The following is a 19,127-nucleotide window of genomic DNA, read 5'->3' as shown; positions in this document are numbered from 1 at the left end:
GGCAGGGTCCCCCGCTCGTCACGGCTCCCGGGATTCCCCGGAAGACGCATCCGGCCTCTGACGACTGCGGTGGCTGGTGTCGCAGAACGGGTAGAGAAGGCTGCGACGGCAGGTGCACACGGCGACGACCGGCCGGTCCGAACGGACGACGCTGCCGTCCTCCGTCACGAACTCCACCGGCCCCTCGATCAGCATCGGCCCGCCCGGTTCCTGCCACACCCGCCGCGCCTCTTCGCGGCCGGGGTCGGAGCCGGAGCCGGAGCCGGACCCCACCGGTTCCTCAGGTGAGGTGCTCACCACGGACCACCACCAGTTCGTCCCGGACGTCGTCGGCCTCGATCAGCCCTTGCTCCCGCATCCACAAGGCCTGACCACGCATGACCGGCCCGTACGCGACGGCGCGCCGGGCGGTCACTTCCGCGGTCAGCCCGCCCTCCTCGAGCGCCTTCACGGTGCGTTCCGGCCCGCACACGGACGAGTGCACCATCAGCACCACTCCACCGGGCCGGAGCAGCTCCGGCGCTCCCCGGCACAGCCGGTCCAGGAAGGCTCGGCCGTCCTGTCCCCCGGCCCAGTTCCGCCCGGGGCCATGCAGCGGACTCCGGCCGCCCGGCACGGGCACCGGCACCGGCACCGGCACGTATGGAAGGTTGGCCAGGATCAGATCGAAGCACCCGCCGGACACGGGCGTCAGCAGATCGCCCCGGACGGCCCGCACGCGCACGCCTGCCCGCAGCGCGTTCAAGCGCGTCGTGAGCACCGCACGGTGCGAGGCGTCGACGGCGACGGCCCGGGCGCGGCGCCGCGCCGCCGCCACAGCCAGGACGCCGCAGCCGGTCCCCACGTCCAACACGGCCGCACCGCGATCCACCCGCTCCCGGGAGAAGGCTTCCAGGAGCAGTGCTGTGTCCTCCTGAGGCACATAGACCCCAGGAAGCCGGAAGAACCGCATTCCCCTCGGGTACCCCGGCGGGAGGGCCGATAAGCGGACCGTAGGCCCTTCGGGTCACTGGGTGAGCAGAGGCGCCGGAAGGCGTCCGTGCGGGCTGCCGCGTGTCCCGGGAGGGCGACCGGTCGTTACAAGTCACGACATGCCCACTCGTATCTCTGCAGGAGAGTCGATGCGCCGAGTCCTCACCACCGTCGCCATGGCCGCAGCCGCTCTGACGTTCGGATCGGCCACCGCCGCCCAGGCCGCCGATTCGGCGCCGTCCCTGGACGTCGGCGGGCTGACGACGGTCGACCCCGGCAGTCTGGGCGAGACCGTGGACAGCGTGGCGCAGAAGGCGACGAGCGTCGCCGGGGACGTCGGCGGCAAGGCCGTGAAGCGGGCGGTTCCCGCGGCGGGCAAGGCGGCCGGCGGGACCGTGAAGCACACGACGGCCGCGACCGAGCGGACTGTCGGCCAGGTCGCGGGATCAGCAGGGGTCCTCGTGGGCGAAACGGCGAAGTCGGCCGCCCGGGGCGGACAGCCGGCCAATGCGCTGCCGGCCGGCTCGCTCCCCCTGAAGGGCGCGCCGCTGAGGTGACCCTCCCAGGCCTCTGGGAATGATCGTTTCCTACAAATCCTGGACGCCGAACTCCGTTGGCCACGACATCTAATCACCCATCACCCCCTTGGCAGAGTGGCCCCCAGGTCGACCTCTTCCCGCGGTCGGCTCTGCGGGGAGTTGTATCTCTACTACAAAGGGGGTTTGCTCAGTGAGCACGCACACCGATGATGTGGTCGTCACGGGCCTGGGGGCCACGACTCCGCTCGGCGGGGACGTGGCCTCGACCTGGTCGGGGATGCTGGCCGGGCAGTCGGGGATCAGTGCGATCGAGGAGGAGTGGGCGGCGGACCTGCCCGTGAAGATCGCCGGCAGGCTCAGGACCGAGCCCACCGAGGTCCTGGACCGCGTACAGGCCCGGCGCATGGACCGCTGCGAGCAGATAGCGCTCGTCGCGGCCCGCGAGGCCTGGGCCGACGCGGGCAGGCCCGACGTCGATCCGGAGCGGCTGGCCGTCGTGATCGGCACGGCCACCGGCGGCGCCCTGACCATGCTCGGCCAGGACGACATCCTCGAAGCCTCCGGAGTGCGGCGCGTGTCGCCCCACACCGTCCCGATGCTGATGGCGAACGGCCCGGCCGCATGGGTCAGCATCGACCTCGGGGCCCGCGGCGGTGCGCACACCCCTGTCAGCGCCTGTGCGTCCGGGGCCGAGGCCATCGCGACGGGCCTGGACCTGATCCGGCTCGGCCGCGCGGACATGGTCGTGGCAGGCGGTACGGAAGCCTGCATCCACCCGCTGCCGCTGGCCGGGTTCGCCCAGGCCAAGGCCCACTCGACGCGCAACGACGCGCCCCGGCAGGCGTCCCGCCCCTTCGACACCGAACGCGACGGATTCGTCATCGGCGAGGGCGCGGTCGTGGTCGTCCTGGAGCGCGCCGGGGCCGCGGCCTCGCGAGGGGCCCGCGCCCACGCGACGCTCGCCGGCGCCGGCGTCACCTCCGACGCCCACCACATCACTGCCGCGCACCCCGACGGTCAGGTCCGTGCGATGCGCCTGGCCATGGCCTCCGCGGGGCTGGACCCCCCGGCCGTCGAGCACGTCCACGCCCACGCGACGTCCACCCCCAAGGGCGATCTCGTCGAGGCCCGGTCGATCACCGAGGCCATCGGCACGCACCCGGCCGTCACCGCGACCAAGTCGATGACCGGCCACCTGTTCGGCGCCGCGGGCGCGATCGGCGCCCTCGCCACGATCCTCGCCGTACGCGACGGCGTCATCCCCGCGACGCAGAACCTCGACACCCTCGACCCGGAGGTGAAGCTCGACGTCGTCGCAGGAGCGCCCCGGCACGGCAAGCTGACGGCCGCGCTCACGAACTCCTTCGGCTTCGGCGGGCACAACGCCTCCCTGGTGTTCACACCCGCACCCTGAGCCGTCGCAACCGGGGCCGTTCCGGCGCGTACCCATACGGCCCCACCATGACTGGCAGCGGCAATCGGGCCCGAGGATGCTGGAGCGTGTCGTACGGGTACGGTCCTACGGCACGAACGAGCGGGAGCAAGCACGTGAGGGCACCGGACACAGGGCGCACCGCGGAGAGGCGCTGGTTCCTGCGCCACCTCCAGCTGCTGCCGGTGGCCCTGCTCGTCGGAGGCGTCGTCCTCGACTACAACACCCCTCCGCGCTTCAGCGCCGAGGCCTTCTACACCGCCGCACCGATGGCGGCGGCCGCGTTGCTGTCACTGCGCGCGACGATCCTGGCAGCCATCGGCGCCTGCGTCGCCGACTTCGCGCTGCTCACGCACTTCGGCATCATGGCGGATTCCGGTGGCCGCAGTGAACTGGCGGCGGTCGCGACCGTCTCGGCGATCGCCGTCGTCGTCAACCGCCTCATGCACTACAGCGACGTGCGGCTGCAGTCCGCGCGCAGGATCGCCCTCGCCGTGCAGGATGCCATCCTGCCGCGGCCTCCGGTCTCGATCGGGCCCTACAAGATCGCCGTGCGCTACCAGTCCGCCGTGAAGGACGCGCAGATCGGCGGTGACCTCTACGGCGTCCAGGACACTCCGTACGGCGTGCGCTGCCTGGTCGGCGACGTGCGGGGCAAGGGCATGGAAGCCGTCAAGGCGGTGGACGTGGCGCTCGGCGTGTTCCGGGAGGCCGCCGACGACGAACCCACGCTCGTACGGATCGCAGCCAGGCTGGACCGGGCGCTGCTGCGGGAAGCGAAGCGGCGGCCGGGGCCCGAGCGCACCGAGGGGTTCGTCACCTGCGTCCTGGCCGAGATCCCGCCCTCGGGCGGCGAACTGCGGCTGATCAACCGCGGCCACCCGCCGCCGTTGCTGCTGCGCGGCGGGGCGGTCCGCAGCGTGGATCCGTCCGAGCCGGCCCTGCCCCTGGGCCTGACGGAGCTGGGCGCCGTCGAGGAACGGACCGATACCGTGCCGTTCCCGCCGGGGGCGACCCTGTTCCTGTACACCGACGGCCTGAGCGAGGCCCGCGACCGCTCCGGCACCTTCTACGACCCGGTCGCCCGGCTGACCGGGCGCGACTTTCCCTCGCCGGATGCGCTGCTCGACGCCGTCCTGACCGATGTGCGCCGTCACACCGGTGGCTGCATCACCGATGACCTGGTACTGCTCGCCATCAACCGGAGTGCGGCCCTGGACGTCGGGGGTGTGAGCCCCTGACACTGCTCGCCGCCCGCCACTGCGGCGCGAGCACCGACCAGATCTCCTCGTCGTGGCGCTTCCCCCGGTACAGGAAGCTCTCCCGCAGCACGCCGTCCTTCGTCATCCCGAGCCGCCGGGCCACGGCGATGCTGGGCGCATTCTCCGTCGACACCCACCACTCCACGCGGTGGATGCCGCGCTCCTCGACGGCCCAGTCGATGACCACGCGCGCTGCCCGTGTCACCAGGCCCCTGCCCACCGCCGCCGGCTCCAGCCAGCAGCCCGCCTCGGCGATGCCCTGCTCGAAGTCCAGCCTCCGCAGCAGGAACCCGCCGACCAGCTTGCCGTCCGACCGGATGCCGTAGAGGCGTCCGGTGTCGGCCGCGGCCCTCTCCGCGTACGTCCGGAGGAACGCCCGGCTCGACTCCAGGTCCGTGACGACGTCGGGAAGCCCGTTGTGCCGTCCGATGAACTCGCGCCCTCGCTCCATGTGGGCCAGGAACTCCCCGGCCTGCCACGGCTCGACCGGGCGCAGCTCCGCACCGTCGTCGCCCAGGGATATCGCGTACATCGTCACCTTCCGCGGTGGGAACCGGCGCAGCTGCGAAAGCGCATCTACGAAAGGATCTTCGCACGAAGACCGGGCGGCTCAGGGGCCGACGATCAGTTCGCTGAGGCGCAGGGCGAGCCACGGCTTGCGTCCGCCGGCTCGTATCCGGCCGCGGGCGATCGCCGTCCACAACGGCGTGCGCCGGAAGCTGATCAGCAGGAACGCGGTCGGTTCCGCCGTGATCCTGCAGTCGTAGGCCCGGGGCGGCGCATCGCGGGTCACCGTCGCCGTCCCGCCGTCGACGACGACCGCCAGGCGCGGACCGCCGCCCTTGATGACGACGTCGAACGCGATGCGGACCCCTTGCGCCTTCGCCTCGTCCAGGGCGAGCGGCATCATCGCGGGCATCGCCTGGCCGATCACCAGGCGGGCCTCGTCCGCTCCGATCGTCCACGGGGTGCGAGGCCGCCGGGCGCCGCGCGCGATGTCGAGACCGTGGAGGAGGCTCTCGCTGAGCATCAGCCCGGTCGCGGTCGCCAGTGTCAGGACGACCTGCTCTCCGTACCAGGGGGCTTCGACGGGTGTGCCGGGGGCGAGGTCCCGGGTGACCTGCAGGAACCTCTCCCCCCGCTCGGTGACGAGGTCGCCGAGGTGCCTGCGTTCGTCGGCGTCCAGGAGCCCGATCGACTTGGCGTTCACCGCCGTGATCCGCTCGGTGAACGGGACGTCGCCCGGTGGCAGGACGCTGTCCCAGTCCGCGAACTCATGGGTGAAGGCGGAGCAGTACACCAGGTACGCGGCGCAGAGGTGGGCGCCGGCATCGCCCACCGTCCACGGCGGCACGCCGGAGGGTGCGTCCAAGTCGGGGACGTCGCGCAGCAGACGGGCCAGGCGCGGGATGACGGCGCGCAGGGCGGCGCGTGTCCTCTCGTGCTCGGCGACGGGATCGACGCCGGCGACGGCACCCACGGCACACCCCCTGACGGCGGACAGGCGCCCGCAGGCTACTACCCGCGTACCGCTCGCGATAGAGGATCCCCCGGAATCAGCCGTCCGGGATCAACTGTCCGGGATCAGCCGTCCGGGATCAGCTGGAGCAGCAGTTGCCGGCAGGCGGCTGCTTCTTCAGCCGCCGGGAAGCGAGCGGTGACGACGTACTCGCCGCGCTCGAAGAGGCCGGTCTCCCAACTGCCCTCGCGCAGCCGCAGGAAGTGGAAGTCCGGCAGCAGTGCTTCGGGCTCGTGGACACCTTCGATGCGGTAGAGGCGGCCGGGCACTCCCGCCTCGCGCAGGGCCGCGAGCGCCGTCCGCCGGTCGTCGGGCTGCTCCGTCACGTCCGCTTGAGGTAGCCGTTGTCGACAAGCCACTTCACATTGAGCTTGGGCTTGGGCGCGCCGGGGACCAGCTCCGGGTCGAGCTGGATCTGCTGTCCGCCCCCGGCCTGCCCGAACCAGGGGGCTATGCCGCCCTGCCAGACGGTGAAGGACTTGGCCACGGTGTAGACGTGGTAGTTGCAGGGGTACTTCTCGTCGATGGTCTGCAGGTTGTCCGGCGGCAGGGCGCGCTGCGAGTAGCGGGCGCCGGCCGGGGCCAGGAAGCTGCCGCCTTCGTGGCCGAAGCGGTCCAGCTTCTGGCCCGGCTTGAGGGCGGTCTTATTCTTGTCGAGCTTCCCCCCGCGCGTGGCGAAGCCGTCGTCCGGCGGGTAGTTCCAAGTGGGCTTTCCGGTCCAGTACTTGCTCAGGAACTTGTCGGGCTTGAGGCCGCCGGTCCTGTCGTAGCCGCTCAGCAGCGGGCCGACGGGCTTGTCCGACGGGCCCGGCAGCGTGTTGGTGGCGGGGCCGAGCTGCGGGTTCTTCGGATCCAAGGCGCCCGTGCACAGCTTGGCCCGGAGGTCGGCGGCCTTCGTGGCGCCGGCCGGTTCCTGGGTGGCCGCGGATATTCGTTCCCGGTCTCCCGCGTCCTGCGCGGCGTAGGCCGGGCCGGTCAGCAGCGAGCCGGTAAGGACGGCGCCGCAGACCGCTGCCAGGAGACGACTCCTGTCACTCATTCAATTTCCCCTCTTCACATGGGACTCGTAGTGAGGCAAGAGGCACGAACGCATCGAAAACCTCAGTGCTCACACATGCTCTCCCGGACCGCGGCCCGTGAGGCAGGCCAAGATCAGCCAAGTGAAGGGGGGCGTTCCTGTTCCGGCGCTACGTGACCCCTGAGGGCCCCGCCGGCCTGCATATTCGATGGCTCGGCGACCGTGGCTGCATTAGGTTGGTGTGATGCTCCGACTGCGAACCGACCGGCTGGTGCTCCGTGCGTGGCAGGAGTCCGACCTCGATCCCTGGGCGGCCATGAATGCCGATCCCGAAGTGCGCCGGTACTTCCCGGCGGTGCTCACCCGGGAGGAGAGCGAGGCGTCCGTCGCCTGCTTCCAAGCCGACCTCGAGCGGCGCGGCTGGGGATGGTGGGCGGTGGAGGTCGTGGCCACCGGTGAATTCATCGGGTTCGCCGGGCTGGACCCGGTGGAGGAGGACATGCCGTTCACCGGAGTGGAGGCCGGCTGGCGCCTGGCCCGCCCGGCGTGGGGCCACGGCTATGCCACCGAGGCCGCACTCGCCGTCGTGGAATACGGCTTCGGCGACCTCGGTCTGACGGAAATCCTCGCGGTGACGACGGCCACCAACCTCCGGTCACAGGCGGTGATGCGCCGCATCGGCATGACGTACGACCCCGCTGACGACTTCGACGACCTGACCGTGCCCGAGGGGCCGCTCCGCAAGAACGTGGTGTACCGCCTCCGGGTCGGCGATCGCCCGCGAACCGCGTCGTGGACGGGACAGACCGGCCGCGCCGGCGGCTGAGCGTTCCCACCCGATCGCTATCCCCCGGCGGAATCGAGCCCCAGGAAGCCCGGCAGCTGTCGGAGCGTGGAGATTCTGGAGCCCGGATAGCCGGCGTGTGCACCGGCGCGGTCGATGAGGATGCCCTGCAGGCCCGCTGCGCGTGCGCCGCCCATGTCCGAATAGACGGAGTCGCCCACGTAGCAGGTGCGCGACGGGTCGGCACCCATGGTGCGCAGCGCCCGGTGGAAGATGCGCGGGTCCGGTTTGGAGATTCCGGTGCGGTACGAGGTGACGACCACGCGGAACCACCGGTGGAGTCCCGTGTGGTGATGGATCTCGAACAGCAGGTCGTCGAAGTTCGAGACGATGCCGACGGGGATTCCGGCTGCCGCCAATCGGTCGAGCACGGCGGGGACGTCGAGGAAGAGCCGGTAGTTGGCCGGTTCGACGACGGCGCGGGCGACGGACCGGGCGATCGGCGTAGCGAGCACGGCGGAGCCGTCCGCTACGCCCGCCTGTTTCAGGATCAGCGTGGTGAATTCCGTCCACGCCTGCAGCCGTTCGGCGTGCGTGGGCTGGTCGTCGGGCCAGCCCAGCGTGGAGCCCACGGTGTCGACGGCCTGCTCGACGGCTTCGATGCTGCAGGGCGTCCCGGCGTTCGCCGCACGCCGGGCGATGAGTTCGGGCAAGGACGGGTGCATGGAGAAGAGCGTGCCGGCGGCGTCGAAGAGGACGACCTCGGGCCGTCGGCGGTCCGTACCGGCGGGTTCCGGGCCTTCCTGGATGCCGCTTCCCTGCCGAGTCCGAGTCCGAGGCTGCGGCTTCGGTTGCGGTTGCAGCTGCGGTTGCGGTTGCGGCCTTCTCTGCGGCCCTTGCCGTGTAGTACGTCCTTCCGCCGCGCACATCTCGTCCTCCTCCAGATCCGTGCGCAGCCGGACCGCGTCGTGCAGGGTCCTGTGCAGCGCGGGATCGGCCGAGCGCAGGTACGTGGTGAGCCTGACCAGCTCACAGCCCCGGCCTGTCTTGGCCGCGTAGGTCGAGTCCCCGTAGTGGATGCGCATGCCGCCCAGCCGCGCCGCGTGGGCGACGAGTTCGTAGTAGGCCACGTTGAAGTACGCACCGGCTTCCCGGGTGAAGGCGCCCAGTCTCGTGGTGATGCGCCGCCGCGCCCTGTCCTCGTAGAAGGCGATGAAGCCGAGGGGGCGGCCGTCGCGGTCGGCCCGGAGCACCTTGAGGCCGGGGATCTGCGCGGCCCGCGCGAACCGGTCGCGCACGGCCCGGGCGTCGGCGTCGTGGCCGTAGGCGCGGTAGCGCGCCAGCTGCAGCGCGACGAGGTCCGCGGTGAGCCCCTCGGGGCCCTGGACCCGTACTTCCGGGGCCGTGGCCAGGAAGCGCTCGCGTTCTTTGCGCAGCCGCCTGCGGCGGTGGCCGGGGAACGAGGCGAAGTAGGCGTCGACGTCGGGCCAGGTGACGTCCAGTACGGCGTCGGCGCCCGTGGTCACGGCCGCGTAGCCACGCTCCCGCAGCACACGGTGGAGCGGCTCGTCGGCCGTCTCGGCCCGCACGTGGCAGAACTCCACCACCGGTGCCCCGCACTCGGCGGCGAGAGCTTCGACGCCGGCGACCAGTTCGTGGAGGGTTCCGTCAGCGTCGTCCGCTGAGCCGGTCAGGACTCCTGATCGCACGGAGCCGGGCGTGACGACGGCCAGGGTGTCCGTCGCGGCTACGGGCAGACGGGCGCGCAGGGCGGCGAGCCGGCGCAGGGCGGCCTCGCGCGCGGGGCCCGCGGTGAGTTGCCGGGCCAGTGTCTCGGTGGGCGTGCCCAGGAGGACTTCCCAGGACGCGTACGCGCGGTGGCGTGCCGTGTGGGGCAGGGGGTAGCAGGCTGCCAGAGCGGCAGCGGTGCGGGCCGGACCGGGGTCCCCGGCCAGCAGGTAGTGGTGGGACGGGCTGACGCGGCCCTCCTCCGCCCTCAGCCAGTCCGGCGAGCCCTCCAGGCTCCCCTCGAACAGTGCTCGCGCCCCGCGCATCGCCGCCGCCACCTCGTCGATGGCCGTGAACCGCCTGACCGTCATCGGTGTCCTTCCGCTGCGCGTCCGCCGCCCGTCACCTGTCCCCGCCCGTCACCTGTCCCCCGCCCGGTGTCCCGCCGCCCTCTGTCCCGTACCGGAAGGAGCGCAGGTCCGCATCGGCCAGCAGCACCAGCACCGAGACCGCGGTCCAGGCCGCCGCGCCCCACAGCAGGGGCTCCGGACCGACCAGCCCGGCCAGCAGGGGCGCCAGTACGTAGCCGAGCGGCAGGAAGGCGAAGGAGCCGACCGAGGAGATCGCTCCGACCCGGGCCAGCTGTGCGGGGGGCGTCTCGCGCTGTACGGCGGTGTTGACCAGCACCCCGTACGCGCCGATGGACGCCCCGGCGAGCACCTGCGCCAGGCACAGGGGCCACAGCCCGGCGCCCATGGCCAGGAGCAGCGGCGGCAAGCCCAGCATGGGAAGGCCGAGAACGGCCGCCAGGATCGGCCGCCGGAGCGGAACACGGCCGCTCGCGAGACTGCCCAGCAGTTCCCCGGCGGCGAAGAGCAGCATCAGCAGGGCCCAGCCTCCGGGGGCGACGTGCTGCACGAGCCCCGGGCCCAGCACGATGAAGGGCGCGGTCACCAGCAGCAGGATGAGGCTGTCGACCACCGTCATCCGCAGGAGCCAGGGAAGCAGGCGCAGGGCCCGCCAGCCCTCGCGGAGCGCGTCGATGCCGCCGCCGACGTGTCCGGCGGGGCCGCCGCGCGGGAGGCCCGCGAGCAGGCAGGCGGCCAGGAGGAAGGAGGCGCCGTCGAGGGCGAGGGCCAGTGCGGGATCCCCGAGGGCGGCCAGGACGGCGGTGGCCGCCGGGCCGAGGAGCGCGGCGGCGCCGGTCCATGCGCTCAGCAGGGCGTTGGCGGCGCCGAGCCGGGGCGGGTCCACGCAGTGCGGCAGGTAGCCGAAGGTCGCCGGGTAGCCCACCGCGGAGGCGACCCCGTACGCGGTCTGGCAGCCGAGCGCCCACCACAGCAGGCCGCCGCCGGTGGTCAGCACCAAGGCGGTGGCGAGCTGGGCGGCGCCGCAGACGAGCGAGGAGGCGGCCATCAGCGGGAGCTTGGCGAACCGGTCCGCGGCGATGCCGCCGAACGCCAGGAACGCGACCTTGGGGAGGAGGGCGGCGGCCAGCATCGCTCCCAGCCACCCCGCGGTGGCGCCGCGCTCGGTGAGGGTGAGGGCGAGTGCGGTGGGCACCACCGCGTCGCCGGCCAGGGAGACGGCGCGGCTGAAGAAGAAGCGGCGGAAGTGCCGCCCTGCGAGGACCGTACGGAAGGAGGCCGACGGTGCGGGCGCGTCGGACGGCGACGGCTTGGGCGGCGGCTCGGCGGTCATCCGGTCCATCACGACGGCCTCATGCCTTGGGGCCACATGTCATGGGGCCCCAAGGCATGAGGTCCCTGGCTCCGCTCCGACGGACCCCGCTCCGACGGACCCCGCTCCGTACAGCTCCACTCCGAAGGGGAAGCGGGAGCCGGCCCGGCCCCCTCCGGGACCGGGTCCGGCAGGTCCCGCGCGCGGTCCGCCAGCCCTTCCCGGGCCCGCTCGCGGTCCCTGCCCGGGGCCGTGACGGCGACGGTCCACAGCGGTTCCAGGCGGGCGCCGCGGTGGTACTTGGCCTCGGAGGTGCCGATGCCGAGGTGGACGGCGCGGGCACCGAGCCGGTAGGCGAGCCGGAGCGGCTCGTAGAACATCAGCCCGAAGTAGCAGCCCCGGACGCCCGGCACGGACTCGTCCACGCCGATCAGCCTCGACCACACCACGTCCCGGTAGTGGAACACCACATGACAGCCGGCCGTGCGGCCGCGGAGGCGTGCCCGGACGACGTAGGCGCCGGGGACTTCGGCGCATCGTGCCAGATAGCGGGCGAACTCCTCGGGCGGGCGGCTGTAGTCGGCGTCGTATTTGCGCTCGTGGGCGACGAGGGCCGTGGCCAGTTCCTCGTACGGCTCGGCCAGGGGCCGGGTGGTGAAGGTGATGCCCGCCTTGTCCAGGCGCCGCAGGTCGCTTCTGACCTGGTGCCTCCGGGTGCTGCCGAGGCCGGCGAGGTAGGAGTCGAACCCGGTGCCGGGGACATCGAGCCAGGCTTCCCATGCGACCGGCCCGGCCGGGTGGCCGGCCGCCTCGAAATCGGCGGCGGGCCCGCTCGGCAGGTAGGGCAGGAGGACCGGCTGCCCGCCGGTGACGGCTATGAGCTCCTCCGCGACCGCCGCGGCAGGCAGCTTCTCCCCCTCGTAGCGGAGCTCGTTGTGATAGCCGGAGCACGGCCCCGCGATCGTGCAGCGCTCGGCGGCGATCCGTCCGCGGAGGAGGAATGCGGGGCGGTAGCGGGTGGAGCGTACGGCGGTGCCGTCGGTGAGGGGGACGACGGCGACGCGCCCGTCCCGGGAGAGCGCCTGGCGGCGGTAGTGGTGGCCGTGGTCGTGCAGCAGGGCCAGCCACGGGTCGCTGCTGTAGAAGCTCTCTGCCGGGGCCGGGCCGTGGCTCTTCTCCTCACTGCTCATGGGCGGTGTCCGAGGGCCGGGGTCCGCGCGCTGAGTTCGTGCACGCGCCGTACTGCCGCCGGTCCGCGCCGGGCGTCGGGCGCCTCGCACGTGAAGACGACGGCGAGCATGACGGCTGCGTCGAGCCGGTAGAGGTTCCAGCAGTCGTCGGTGCGCTCGGGCAACGGGCGGACCGAGGCGTATCCGGACAGGAACTCGTCGATCTCGATGCGGTTCTCGGGCAGCCGGGCGTTCTCCTCGATCCGGGCCAGTTCGAGCGCCGGGTCGCCCGCCATGGAGTTGGACCAGTCGATCAGGGCGCGGATACGGCCGTCGCGGACGAGGGTGTTGGCGGCTCGCACGTCGAGGTGGAGGAGCGAGGGGGTGCAGTCGGTGGGGATGAGCGAGGCCACCGTACGGGGGTCAGGCGCGGGTGGCAGGTCGAGGCCGCTGCCGGTGGTGGCCTCGCGGACCGTCGGAAGGCCGCAGAGGACGGACCACCGCCGCGAGACCCGCTCCGCGATCGTCGCCCGGAACACCTCGGCACTCCGGGCGGGACCGAGGACGGCCGGCGGGGGCAGCTCGTGCAGTCGGCCCACGAGCTCGCCCAGCGCGAAGGAGCGGTACGTGCTGCCGTCCGCTTCGAGGAACTCGCAGACGAGGACGTCGACGTCGTAGCGGAGCAGCTCGTACACCTCGGGGACGGGGATGCCGCGTGGGCGGAGGTAGCGGTACATCTCCGCTTCGAGGCGCAGCAGTTCGGCCGTTTCGACGTAGGGGTCGTTGGCGTTGGAGTCGATCGCGCGGGCGGGGAGCCTGAGGGCGACCTCGCCCCGGTGCGGGTGGGTCATGCGCCAGACGTCGAACTCCAGGCCGTGGCCGACCAGGGTTCCGCCGGTCAGGCCGAGTTCCTCTGCAGCGGCGCGCAGGGCCCGCGCCGTCGCCTGCGTCGTGGGTCTCGTCATGGTCATCAGCGTGCACCAGTGGCTGCTTCGGAGGCGGCCTTGACGCCGGCTTCGGTTGCTGCCGTTGCTGCCGTTGCTGCGCTGGGGGTGCTAGGGGTGCTAGGGGTGCGCCGCCAGGACTCGGCGAGCCACGTCTCGTAGGCGGGCCCGGCCGGCCGGTCCACGACGAGGCACAAGGGGTCGAGCACCCGCCGCGCTCCACCCGCCAGGCCGCCGTGCAGCATGGTGAGGTTGTGGCCGAAGAGCAGGTCGCAGTGCTCCCCGGGCAGCACGATCTCCCAGCGGTCGCGGAACGCCTGCCAGGTCAGGCCGGTGGCCATGAGCACCTGGTGGCAGAAGACCCGCCCCACCTCGCCACGGCAGCGGCCGCAGGGACAGCGTTCGGCCAGAGGCGTGACCTGGGGCCAGCACTTCCGCGCGGTCTCGGGGAGCTCCGCCTCGCTGTGGTGGAAGGAGAGCCCGTGCCACATCTGTTCCTCCAGTCCCAGCATGGCGCCGAGGGAGGGATACGGGCAGCCGTGCTCCGGCTGCCGGCGCAGTGCGGTCCGCAGCTGTTCCCCCAGCCAGCGGGCCACGTCGGCGACCGGCTCCCCGGCGGAGCCCAGGCCGCGGGCTGCGCGGACGGCGCGCAGGATGCCCAGCCAGTCGTAGTACGTGGTGGCGCTCAGGCCCTCGCCGGGGTCGGTGAGGAAGATGCCCTGGTACAGCTTGTGCGCGCTGGTGGTCGTGTAGCCGTGCTTGCCGAATTCGCGCCACGAGGGGTCCCAGTCGGGCGCGTCGTGGCGGCTGGGCGTCAGGTACGAGCAGTGCTGTCCGTCGAAGTGGGGCAGGAGGGTGCGAGTGGGGAAGCCGTCGGGGACGTACGTCTCCTGCGGCCGGTCCACCTCCAGGCGCATGTCCGCGGGCGCGCCCCGGTCGACGAGGGCCCGGCGGAGCCGTTCGGCGAGCAGCCGGGCGGTCTTGCGGCTCTCATCGACCGGGAGCCGCAGGCGGCCCAGCCGGAAGGCGACGAAGCCGAGCCGTTCGAGGACGCGGGCACCGTGGCCGGCGATACGGTCGAGTGCTGCCGGCCGGCCGTCGTCGTCGGAGCCGCGGTCGGGGCCTTGGTCGGGGCTGTGATCGGGGCCTTGGCGGGGGCCCTGGCCGGGGCCCTGACCGGGGCCTTCGGCGAGAAGGTCGTCGCAGGCGACGTGGGCCTCGGCGGGGGCGAATTTCATCGGCTCTCCTCCTTCATCTCCTTCATCGGCTCTCCTCACCCGCCGGTTGGTGCTGCGAGCCGACGCGGCCTTCCGCCGTGGGCAGCCACGGCGCCGGCTCCGGGGGCCGGCAGTCCGTGCGGAAGAGGAACTCGAACAGCAGGCGTGCGGCGATCTGGGCCGTGCTTCCGGACGGGTCGTAGCGGGGGGCCACCTCGGCCACGTCCAGTCCGTCCACCGGCAGGGCGCGCAGTTCCTCGTAGACGTCGAGCAGCCGGCCGGTGCGCAGGCCGCCCATGGTGACGTGGCCGGTGCCCGTGGCGGCGGCAGTGTCCAGGACGTCGATGTCTAGGGAGACGTAGACGGTGTCGCAGCGGCTGCCGATGGTCTCGACGACGTCGCGCAGGGCGGACGCGGCGCCCTCCCGCTCGATCTGCGCGGCGGGCACCACGTGGTACCCCTCGTCGGTGAGGTGCCGGAACTGGTCGTACTTGGTGACGTCGCCGACGCCCACGAAGGCGATGTCGCGCGGCTCGACGCCCGGCAGTTCACTGATCCGCCGGGAGTTGGAGCCGTGGTAGAGCGGGCCGTGCAGGGCGCTCCAGTTCCCGTAGTCGAAGTGGTGGTCGATGTTGATGAAACCCACGCGGCGGGCGCCGCGGTCGAGGCGGCCCGCGCGGAAGCCGGCGAAGGTGGCGAAGGTGACCGAGTGGTCGCCGTTGAGGAAGACGGCCCGGGACGTGTGTTCGGCGAGGCGGCGGCTCTCCGCGGCCACGGCCTGGAAGGTGCGTACGGTGTCGGTGGGATAGACGTGCAGGTCTCCGGCGTCGGTGACGGACGGTGCCCGGTAGCGGAAGGTGCCCCCGCTGCGGGTGTCGAGCATCCGCCACTCGCCGAGGCTGGTGAGGTAGCTGGAGAAGACGAGGCTTGCCTGGCGGACGGCCCGGGGGCCTTCGGCCGCGCCCGGACGGGAACTGGCGGTCCCGTCGAAGGGAACACCGGCCACCGTCCAGCCGTCCGCGGGTGCGTCGCTCGCGCCGGTGCGGGCTCCTGCGGGCGCGCCGAAGAGGGTGCCGATGCCGGCCCAGCCGGGCAGGGGGTCGGTCTCGAACTCCTTCGGCTCGGCCGCCTGCTGGAGGGCGGCGAAGTCAGGGAGTTGCCGGGTCGGGTCCTCGGCCGCGTCCGTGGTCGGGTTCTCGGCCGGATCCTTGGTGCTCATCTCGTTCCTCCCGCGTCGGTGCGGCAAGTCGGACGGACGTACGGGGGCGGGGTCGGGTGGGGTCGGCGGCGGTCCGGGTTGCCGGGACGTCGTGGCCGTCGCGCACGATGCGGTGGGCGACGGAGATCTTCTCCTGGAAGAGCTCCCAGCTGCGCTCGCGGGTCAGGTGCCGCGGGCGGTAGACGACCGGCGCGTCCTCCCGCCAGGAGGCGAAGTCCCAGTCGACGATCCGCTCCCGCAGACGGGGGAAGTCGGGAGTGAGAGGGTAGGGCACGAAGTTGTAGAGGTTCAACAGCCACAGGGCGTCCCCGTTCTCCTCCAGCCACTGCACCGTCTGGCCGTGCGATTCCTCGGTCTCCTCGTCCAGACCGCCCATCACGTTCAGTACGACTTTGAGCCCCGACTCGCTGATGTCGCGAATCTTCCTGGTGTAGTCCTCCAGGCCGCGCGACAGCTTGTGGAGTCGTTTGAGCATCTGCGAATCGGCCGACTCGAACCCCAATTCGACGGCGACGACGCCCAGCTCATGCATGGCGTCGATGACCCACTCCTTCACCTGCATCACATGGGTCTGGACGATGAACTGATATCCGGGCCGGTCGTGGAATACCTCCAGAAGATTGCGGACGGCTTCGCGGGACTGGCCGAAAGTCTTGTCTCCCACATAGATGAGCCGCGTCTGCGGAAACCGCTCGGCGAGCCGGTCCACCTCTTCGGCCAGCGCCTGCTTGGTGACGAGGGTGAGCTGCTTGCTCCAGGCGTCACCGCAGAAGGAACACGTATAGAGGCAGCCGTGGCTGGCATTGAGCCGTAGCAGCGGAACCTGCCCGCGGTACCCCTCCAGATGACGGTAGTCGGGGGCCCAGGAGATGCGGTCCGGGGACAGCCCCCGGCCGGCGGCCTTCTCGCTCTGCCCGCCGGCGCCTGCCGCACTCGCGGCGAGCGAGGCGACGAAGGCCGCGTCCAGTTGCCCCTTGTGGACCATGTGCACGCTGCCTGCGGGGGTGAGGGGGGCCATGTTGCCCCCGAGCACCACCTTGCGGCCTGCGGCCTCCAGCCGGGCGGCGACGTCCAGGGCGAGGCGCAGGTTCTGGGCGAGCGGCGACATCAGGACCAGGTCTCCGGGCCCGGTGTCGGCGAGAATCGGGGGGACGCAGGAGGCGGTTTCCGCAGGCTGCCCGGACAGGTCCCGGAAGCACGATTCCAGGCCCGCGACGTCGAGCAGTGCCGTCAAATGCGCCACCCACAACGGCATTTCCCACAGGCCTTCGGCCGGGACGAAGTACGCCGGGAGGAAGGACCTGAAGCGCCGGTCGTAGTCCTCGTAGTACGCGGACAGGTGGGGATCGGGCGCGAGCGTGGACGGGAACGGTAACTGTGTGATGCAGCTTTTGGACATGGGAAGTCCCCCTGACGCATTCGTCTGACGACGCACAGCGTTGAGGTGTGCACATCATTGGCTATGGCATTGACCACGGTTCCGGCGATGGGTGGCAGCCGTGCCACCGGCGCCGACGGTGGGCGTCGAGATCACCGTCACCCGGGACGAACGCCCGGAGCTCCGCGGCTTACGACGTCGAAGCTTTCGAGGTACAGGCACTCACGCCGATGGGCGGGTGCAAACGCTCCCCACCGTTCGAACCAACATAGCGTGGCACCGATATAGAGGTAAGTAAACAGCCAAAGAGCGCCACAGTCGCGAGGCATACCCACCCCACCGATCCCTTCACGCCCCCGCACGCGGACCAGGCCCGAGCACACCGCGTCGTCTACGCGTCCTTGTTCCGCATCGCCGAGCGGCACGCGTCCACCGACGAACAACGCCGCCGTCAGACCCACCCGTCCGTCCTCGGGCCCCACGAAGCCGCCCGTCAGCGCTACGCGCGGCTGGCCGGCCGCACCGCCACGTAGGAGCAGCAGGAGCCGGTCAGTCGTCCTGCGCGGCCGGATCCGGGTGGCCGATGACGGCGGCGTCCTGGACCGCCGGGGAGCCGAGGGGCTCCTCCTCCACGTCCCGTGCGGGCACCATCCAGGCACCGGATCCGACATGGTCAGCCGCACGTCCGACGAGCCGCAAGCCGTCGCGGCCGTCCTGGGTGACCAGGTCTCCGGTGTCGAACCACCCACCGGTTCCGGCAGAGTCCCAGCGGAGGCGGCCGCTGTCGCCCTCGAAGGTCGCCAGGCAGGTGGAGGCGCTGCGGACGAACAGCCGGGACACTCCGGCCGGTGCGCCCGGCTCCGCGTCCAGGCGCAGCTCGACCCCGGTGCGGGCGCGGCCGATGCCGGTCGTCCCCCAGGAGTTGACGAGTCTGCTGCACAGGACGTCGCGGATGAGGGAGGCCGGCTCGCGCGAGAGCGGCATGGAGGTGTTGACCACCATGCGCAGTCCGTTCAGGGGGCGCGGACGCTGGTGTTGTTCGGCGGCGAGCTGGGTGAGTTGCCGGGCGGAGGCGAAGATCCGCTCGGTACGGTTGCGCGCCAGCATGTCCAGGAAGACGGAGGCGTCCCAGACGTCGGCGTAGTGTGCCGGGGCCCGGTTGACGAGCGGGTGGAGCGTATTGCGCACGTGCCCGAGGACGTGGGACTGGCTGGAGGCCACTGCCTGCGACGCCGCGCGCCCGCCGCCGCCCCCGTGGTGGGCGGGGGCGGCCACGGCGGCGTGGAGGGTGTTGGGGGTGTGCATCACGCCGGTGACCGTGCCTGTGATGCCGGAGGCGAAGGTGACCAGGGAGACCGCGTCCGGGTGCAGCGGCGTGGGGTCCGGAAGCGGGTCGGTGCATCGCAGCAGGCTCGTGGTGAAGTCCAGTGCACGGGTGGCGACAGCCGCACCACCGGCGACGGCCCCGCCGAGGACGACGCGGTGCCGCAGAGCGGGAAGGCGGCCGGCCATGGAGGCCGCCGCTTCCACGCCGGACGCTCCCTCCGCCACGTCGGCCAGGACGAGGATGCACGCACCGGTGACGGCCAGCGCCCGTTCCAGCTCGCGGGGGCCGGTGTCCGGCAGGAGGAGTGCGGTGACCGCGCCGAGACGGTCGCAGGCGAGGGTCAATACCGCCGTCTCCCACCAGCAGGGCAGCTGGACGGCGACGACGTCCCCTCTGCGTACGCCGAGGGCTCTCAGCCCCGCCGCGATGCGTCCGGTCCGGTCGGCGAGTTGCTGGAAGGTCAGGATCTCCTCGCGCCCGTGGCGCCCCCGCCGGTTGACCAGGGCGACGGCGTGCGGGATCTCGCGGGCGAGCCGCCGCAGGTCGTCCGTGAAGGTGGTGTCGCGCCAGAGCCCGGAGGCCCGGTAGGAGGCCGCGGCCCCTGCGTCGGGGCACACGGTCGTCAGCAGTTCCCGCACGGTCGCCTCCTGCAGGGCGGTCATCACGCTCGAGGACGGCCGGCAGCCGACTCGGCCGGCGCTGTCACCGTGCCCTGACGGACATCTGCCCGTGCCCCCGCCCCGGCATGTGACCGTCACTCGTACGTGGCCGGCCCGCACTCGTACGTGGCCGGCCCGGTGGTGCGCCATCCGCTGCGCGAAAAGAAAGTGCTGTGACTCATGGCGCCGCGTAATGTGCGCTCCTAGTGAGTGACGGTTACTTCGGGAGGTCTCGTGGTTTCGGATCTTGTCAGGGTATGGGCGTCGGGATGGGCCCTGT

18 protein-coding genes and 1 pseudogene are annotated in these 19,127 nt (G+C 72.1%); 5 read left to right on the top strand and 14 right to left on the bottom strand.

The window, feature by feature from the left end:
* Positions 1 to 18: 18 nt before the first annotated feature.
* Both FGW37_RS33650 and FGW37_RS31690 read right to left on the bottom strand, forming a co-directional pair.
* A complete protein-coding gene (locus FGW37_RS33650; RefSeq protein ID WP_246430670.1) occupies positions 19 to 297 on the bottom strand; it encodes a CDGSH iron-sulfur domain-containing protein in 279 nt (92 codons plus the stop codon).
* Positions 281 to 952, bottom strand: a complete 672-nt coding sequence (locus FGW37_RS31690) for a HemK2/MTQ2 family protein methyltransferase (protein WP_179084221.1) — start codon at positions 950 to 952, stop codon at positions 281 to 283. The genes FGW37_RS33650 and FGW37_RS31690 overlap by 17 nt, the downstream gene beginning before the upstream one ends.
* 169 nt (positions 953 to 1,121) lie before the next feature.
* Here FGW37_RS31690 and FGW37_RS31685 point away from each other — a divergent pair, with 169 nt between their 5' ends.
* The 3 genes from FGW37_RS31685 (at position 1,122) to FGW37_RS31675 (ending at position 4,184) form a co-directional block, all read left to right on the top strand.
* Positions 1,122 to 1,529 carry an ATP-binding protein gene (locus FGW37_RS31685; protein ID WP_179084220.1) on the top strand — a complete coding sequence of 136 codons (408 nt, stop codon included), beginning with the start codon at positions 1,122 to 1,124 and terminating at the stop codon, positions 1,527 to 1,529.
* Positions 1,530 to 1,701: 172 nt separating this feature from the next.
* Positions 1,702 to 2,925, top strand: a complete 1,224-nt coding sequence (locus FGW37_RS31680; RefSeq protein ID WP_179084219.1) for a beta-ketoacyl-[acyl-carrier-protein] synthase family protein — start codon at positions 1,702 to 1,704, stop codon at positions 2,923 to 2,925.
* Between the two features lie 134 nt (positions 2,926 to 3,059).
* Positions 3,060 to 4,184 (top strand): PP2C family protein-serine/threonine phosphatase, encoded by a 1,125-nt coding sequence (locus tag FGW37_RS31675; RefSeq protein WP_246430669.1) that lies wholly within the window; start codon positions 3,060 to 3,062, stop codon positions 4,182 to 4,184.
* Here FGW37_RS31675 and FGW37_RS31670 read toward each other — a convergent pair.
* The 4 genes from FGW37_RS31670 to FGW37_RS31655 all read right to left on the bottom strand — a co-directional run bounded on the left by FGW37_RS31670 (position 4,141) and on the right by FGW37_RS31655 (position 6,763).
* Positions 4,141 to 4,737, bottom strand: a complete 597-nt coding sequence (locus FGW37_RS31670) for a GNAT family N-acetyltransferase (protein ID WP_179084217.1) — start codon at positions 4,735 to 4,737, stop codon at positions 4,141 to 4,143. The genes FGW37_RS31675 and FGW37_RS31670 overlap by 44 nt on opposite strands.
* Before the next feature lie 78 nt (positions 4,738 to 4,815).
* Entirely contained in the window at positions 4,816 to 5,685 is an 870-nt protein-coding gene (locus tag FGW37_RS31665) for a maleylpyruvate isomerase N-terminal domain-containing protein (protein ID WP_179084216.1), read from the bottom strand.
* Between the two features lie 104 nt (positions 5,686 to 5,789).
* On the bottom strand, positions 5,790 to 6,050 hold the full coding sequence (locus tag FGW37_RS31660) for a hypothetical protein (RefSeq protein ID WP_179084215.1): 261 nt from the start codon (positions 6,048 to 6,050) through the stop codon (positions 5,790 to 5,792).
* A complete protein-coding gene (locus FGW37_RS31655; RefSeq protein WP_179084214.1) occupies positions 6,047 to 6,763 on the bottom strand; it encodes a TNT domain-containing protein in 717 nt (238 codons plus the stop codon). The genes FGW37_RS31660 and FGW37_RS31655 overlap by 4 nt, the downstream gene beginning before the upstream one ends.
* A 223-nt stretch (positions 6,764 to 6,986) precedes the next feature.
* Here FGW37_RS31655 and FGW37_RS31650 point away from each other — a divergent pair, with 223 nt between their 5' ends.
* On the top strand, positions 6,987 to 7,568 hold the full coding sequence (locus tag FGW37_RS31650; protein ID WP_179084213.1) for a GNAT family N-acetyltransferase: 582 nt from the start codon (positions 6,987 to 6,989) through the stop codon (positions 7,566 to 7,568).
* A 17-nt stretch (positions 7,569 to 7,585) separates the two neighbouring features.
* Here FGW37_RS31650 and FGW37_RS31645 read toward each other — a convergent pair whose 3' ends face one another.
* The 7 genes from FGW37_RS31645 to FGW37_RS31615 are packed head-to-tail and all read right to left on the bottom strand — an operon-like array spanning position 7,586 to position 16,882.
* Positions 7,586 to 9,625, bottom strand: a complete 2,040-nt coding sequence (locus FGW37_RS31645) for an HAD-IA family hydrolase (RefSeq protein ID WP_179084212.1) — start codon at positions 9,623 to 9,625, stop codon at positions 7,586 to 7,588.
* 31 nt (positions 9,626 to 9,656) lie between these two features.
* On the bottom strand, positions 9,657 to 10,964 hold the full coding sequence (locus FGW37_RS31640) for an MFS transporter (protein ID WP_179084211.1): 1,308 nt from the start codon (positions 10,962 to 10,964) through the stop codon (positions 9,657 to 9,659).
* Positions 10,964 to 12,124 carry a GNAT family N-acetyltransferase gene (locus FGW37_RS31635; protein ID WP_179084210.1) on the bottom strand — a complete coding sequence of 387 codons (1,161 nt, stop codon included), beginning with the start codon at positions 12,122 to 12,124 and terminating at the stop codon, positions 10,964 to 10,966. The genes FGW37_RS31640 and FGW37_RS31635 overlap by 1 nt, the downstream gene beginning before the upstream one ends.
* Positions 12,121 to 13,068: a phosphotransferase family protein gene (locus FGW37_RS31630; RefSeq protein ID WP_179084209.1), complete on the bottom strand. Its 948-nt coding sequence runs from the start codon at positions 13,066 to 13,068 to the stop codon at positions 12,121 to 12,123. Before FGW37_RS31630 ends, FGW37_RS31635 begins: the two co-directional genes overlap by 4 nt.
* Before the next feature lie 5 nt (positions 13,069 to 13,073).
* Positions 13,074 to 14,285, bottom strand: a complete 1,212-nt coding sequence (locus FGW37_RS31625; protein WP_179084208.1) for a hypothetical protein — start codon at positions 14,283 to 14,285, stop codon at positions 13,074 to 13,076.
* A 22-nt stretch (positions 14,286 to 14,307) separates the two neighbouring features.
* A complete protein-coding gene (locus tag FGW37_RS31620; protein ID WP_179084207.1) occupies positions 14,308 to 15,483 on the bottom strand; it encodes an arginase family protein in 1,176 nt (391 codons plus the stop codon).
* Complete coding sequence (locus tag FGW37_RS31615; protein ID WP_179084206.1) at positions 15,413 to 16,882, bottom strand: B12-binding domain-containing radical SAM protein; 1,470 nt, start codon at positions 16,880 to 16,882, stop codon at positions 15,413 to 15,415. Before FGW37_RS31615 ends, FGW37_RS31620 begins: the two co-directional genes overlap by 71 nt.
* A 263-nt stretch (positions 16,883 to 17,145) precedes the next feature.
* On the opposite strand from FGW37_RS31615, the pseudogene FGW37_RS31610 reads away from it, so the two are divergent.
* Positions 17,146 to 17,355, top strand: a pseudogene (locus FGW37_RS31610) (DNA-binding protein); the annotation flags it as partial.
* A 55-nt stretch (positions 17,356 to 17,410) separates the two neighbouring features.
* Here FGW37_RS31610 and FGW37_RS31605 read toward each other — a convergent pair.
* A complete protein-coding gene (locus FGW37_RS31605) occupies positions 17,411 to 18,850 on the bottom strand; it encodes an AMP-binding protein (RefSeq protein ID WP_179084205.1) in 1,440 nt (479 codons plus the stop codon).
* Positions 18,851 to 19,127: the final 277 nt, after the last annotated feature.

The sequence above is a fragment of the Streptomyces rectiverticillatus genome, from assembly GCF_013394065.1.
Classification (GTDB): Bacteria; Actinomycetota; Actinomycetes; order Streptomycetales; family Streptomycetaceae; genus Streptomyces; species Streptomyces rectiverticillatus.
Note: the sequence above shows the minus strand (reverse complement) of the source record. Positions and strands in the feature narration are given on the sequence as shown.

Bases quoted from the DNA above. Each gene is read 5' to 3' on its own strand.
- FGW37_RS31690 (WP_179084221.1), bottom strand. From the start codon at position 952: ATGCGGTTCTTCCGGCTTCCTGGGGTCTATGTGCCTCAGGAGGACACA.
- FGW37_RS31685 (WP_179084220.1), top strand. From the start codon at position 1,122: ATGCGCCGAGTCCTCACCACCGTCGCCATGGCCGCAGCCGCTCTGACG.
- FGW37_RS31670 (WP_179084217.1), bottom strand. From the start codon at position 4,737: ATGTACGCGATATCCCTGGGCGACGACGGTGCGGAGCTGCGCCCGGTC.
- FGW37_RS31655 (WP_179084214.1), bottom strand. From the start codon at position 6,763: ATGAGTGACAGGAGTCGTCTCCTGGCAGCGGTCTGCGGCGCCGTCCTT.
- FGW37_RS31650 (WP_179084213.1), top strand. From the start codon at position 6,987: ATGCTCCGACTGCGAACCGACCGGCTGGTGCTCCGTGCGTGGCAGGAG.
- FGW37_RS31645 (WP_179084212.1), bottom strand. From the start codon at position 9,625: ATGACGGTCAGGCGGTTCACGGCCATCGACGAGGTGGCGGCGGCGATG.
- FGW37_RS31640 (WP_179084211.1), bottom strand. From the start codon at position 10,964: ATGGACCGGATGACCGCCGAGCCGCCGCCCAAGCCGTCGCCGTCCGAC.
- FGW37_RS31635 (WP_179084210.1), bottom strand. From the start codon at position 12,124: ATGAGCAGTGAGGAGAAGAGCCACGGCCCGGCCCCGGCAGAGAGCTTC.
- FGW37_RS31630 (WP_179084209.1), bottom strand. From the start codon at position 13,068: ATGACGAGACCCACGACGCAGGCGACGGCGCGGGCCCTGCGCGCCGCT.
- FGW37_RS31625 (WP_179084208.1), bottom strand. From the start codon at position 14,285: ATGAAATTCGCCCCCGCCGAGGCCCACGTCGCCTGCGACGACCTTCTC.
- FGW37_RS31620 (WP_179084207.1), bottom strand. From the start codon at position 15,483: ATGAGCACCAAGGATCCGGCCGAGAACCCGACCACGGACGCGGCCGAG.
- FGW37_RS31615 (WP_179084206.1), bottom strand. From the start codon at position 16,882: ATGTCCAAAAGCTGCATCACACAGTTACCGTTCCCGTCCACGCTCGCG.
- FGW37_RS31605 (WP_179084205.1), bottom strand. From the start codon at position 18,850: ATGACCGCCCTGCAGGAGGCGACCGTGCGGGAACTGCTGACGACCGTG.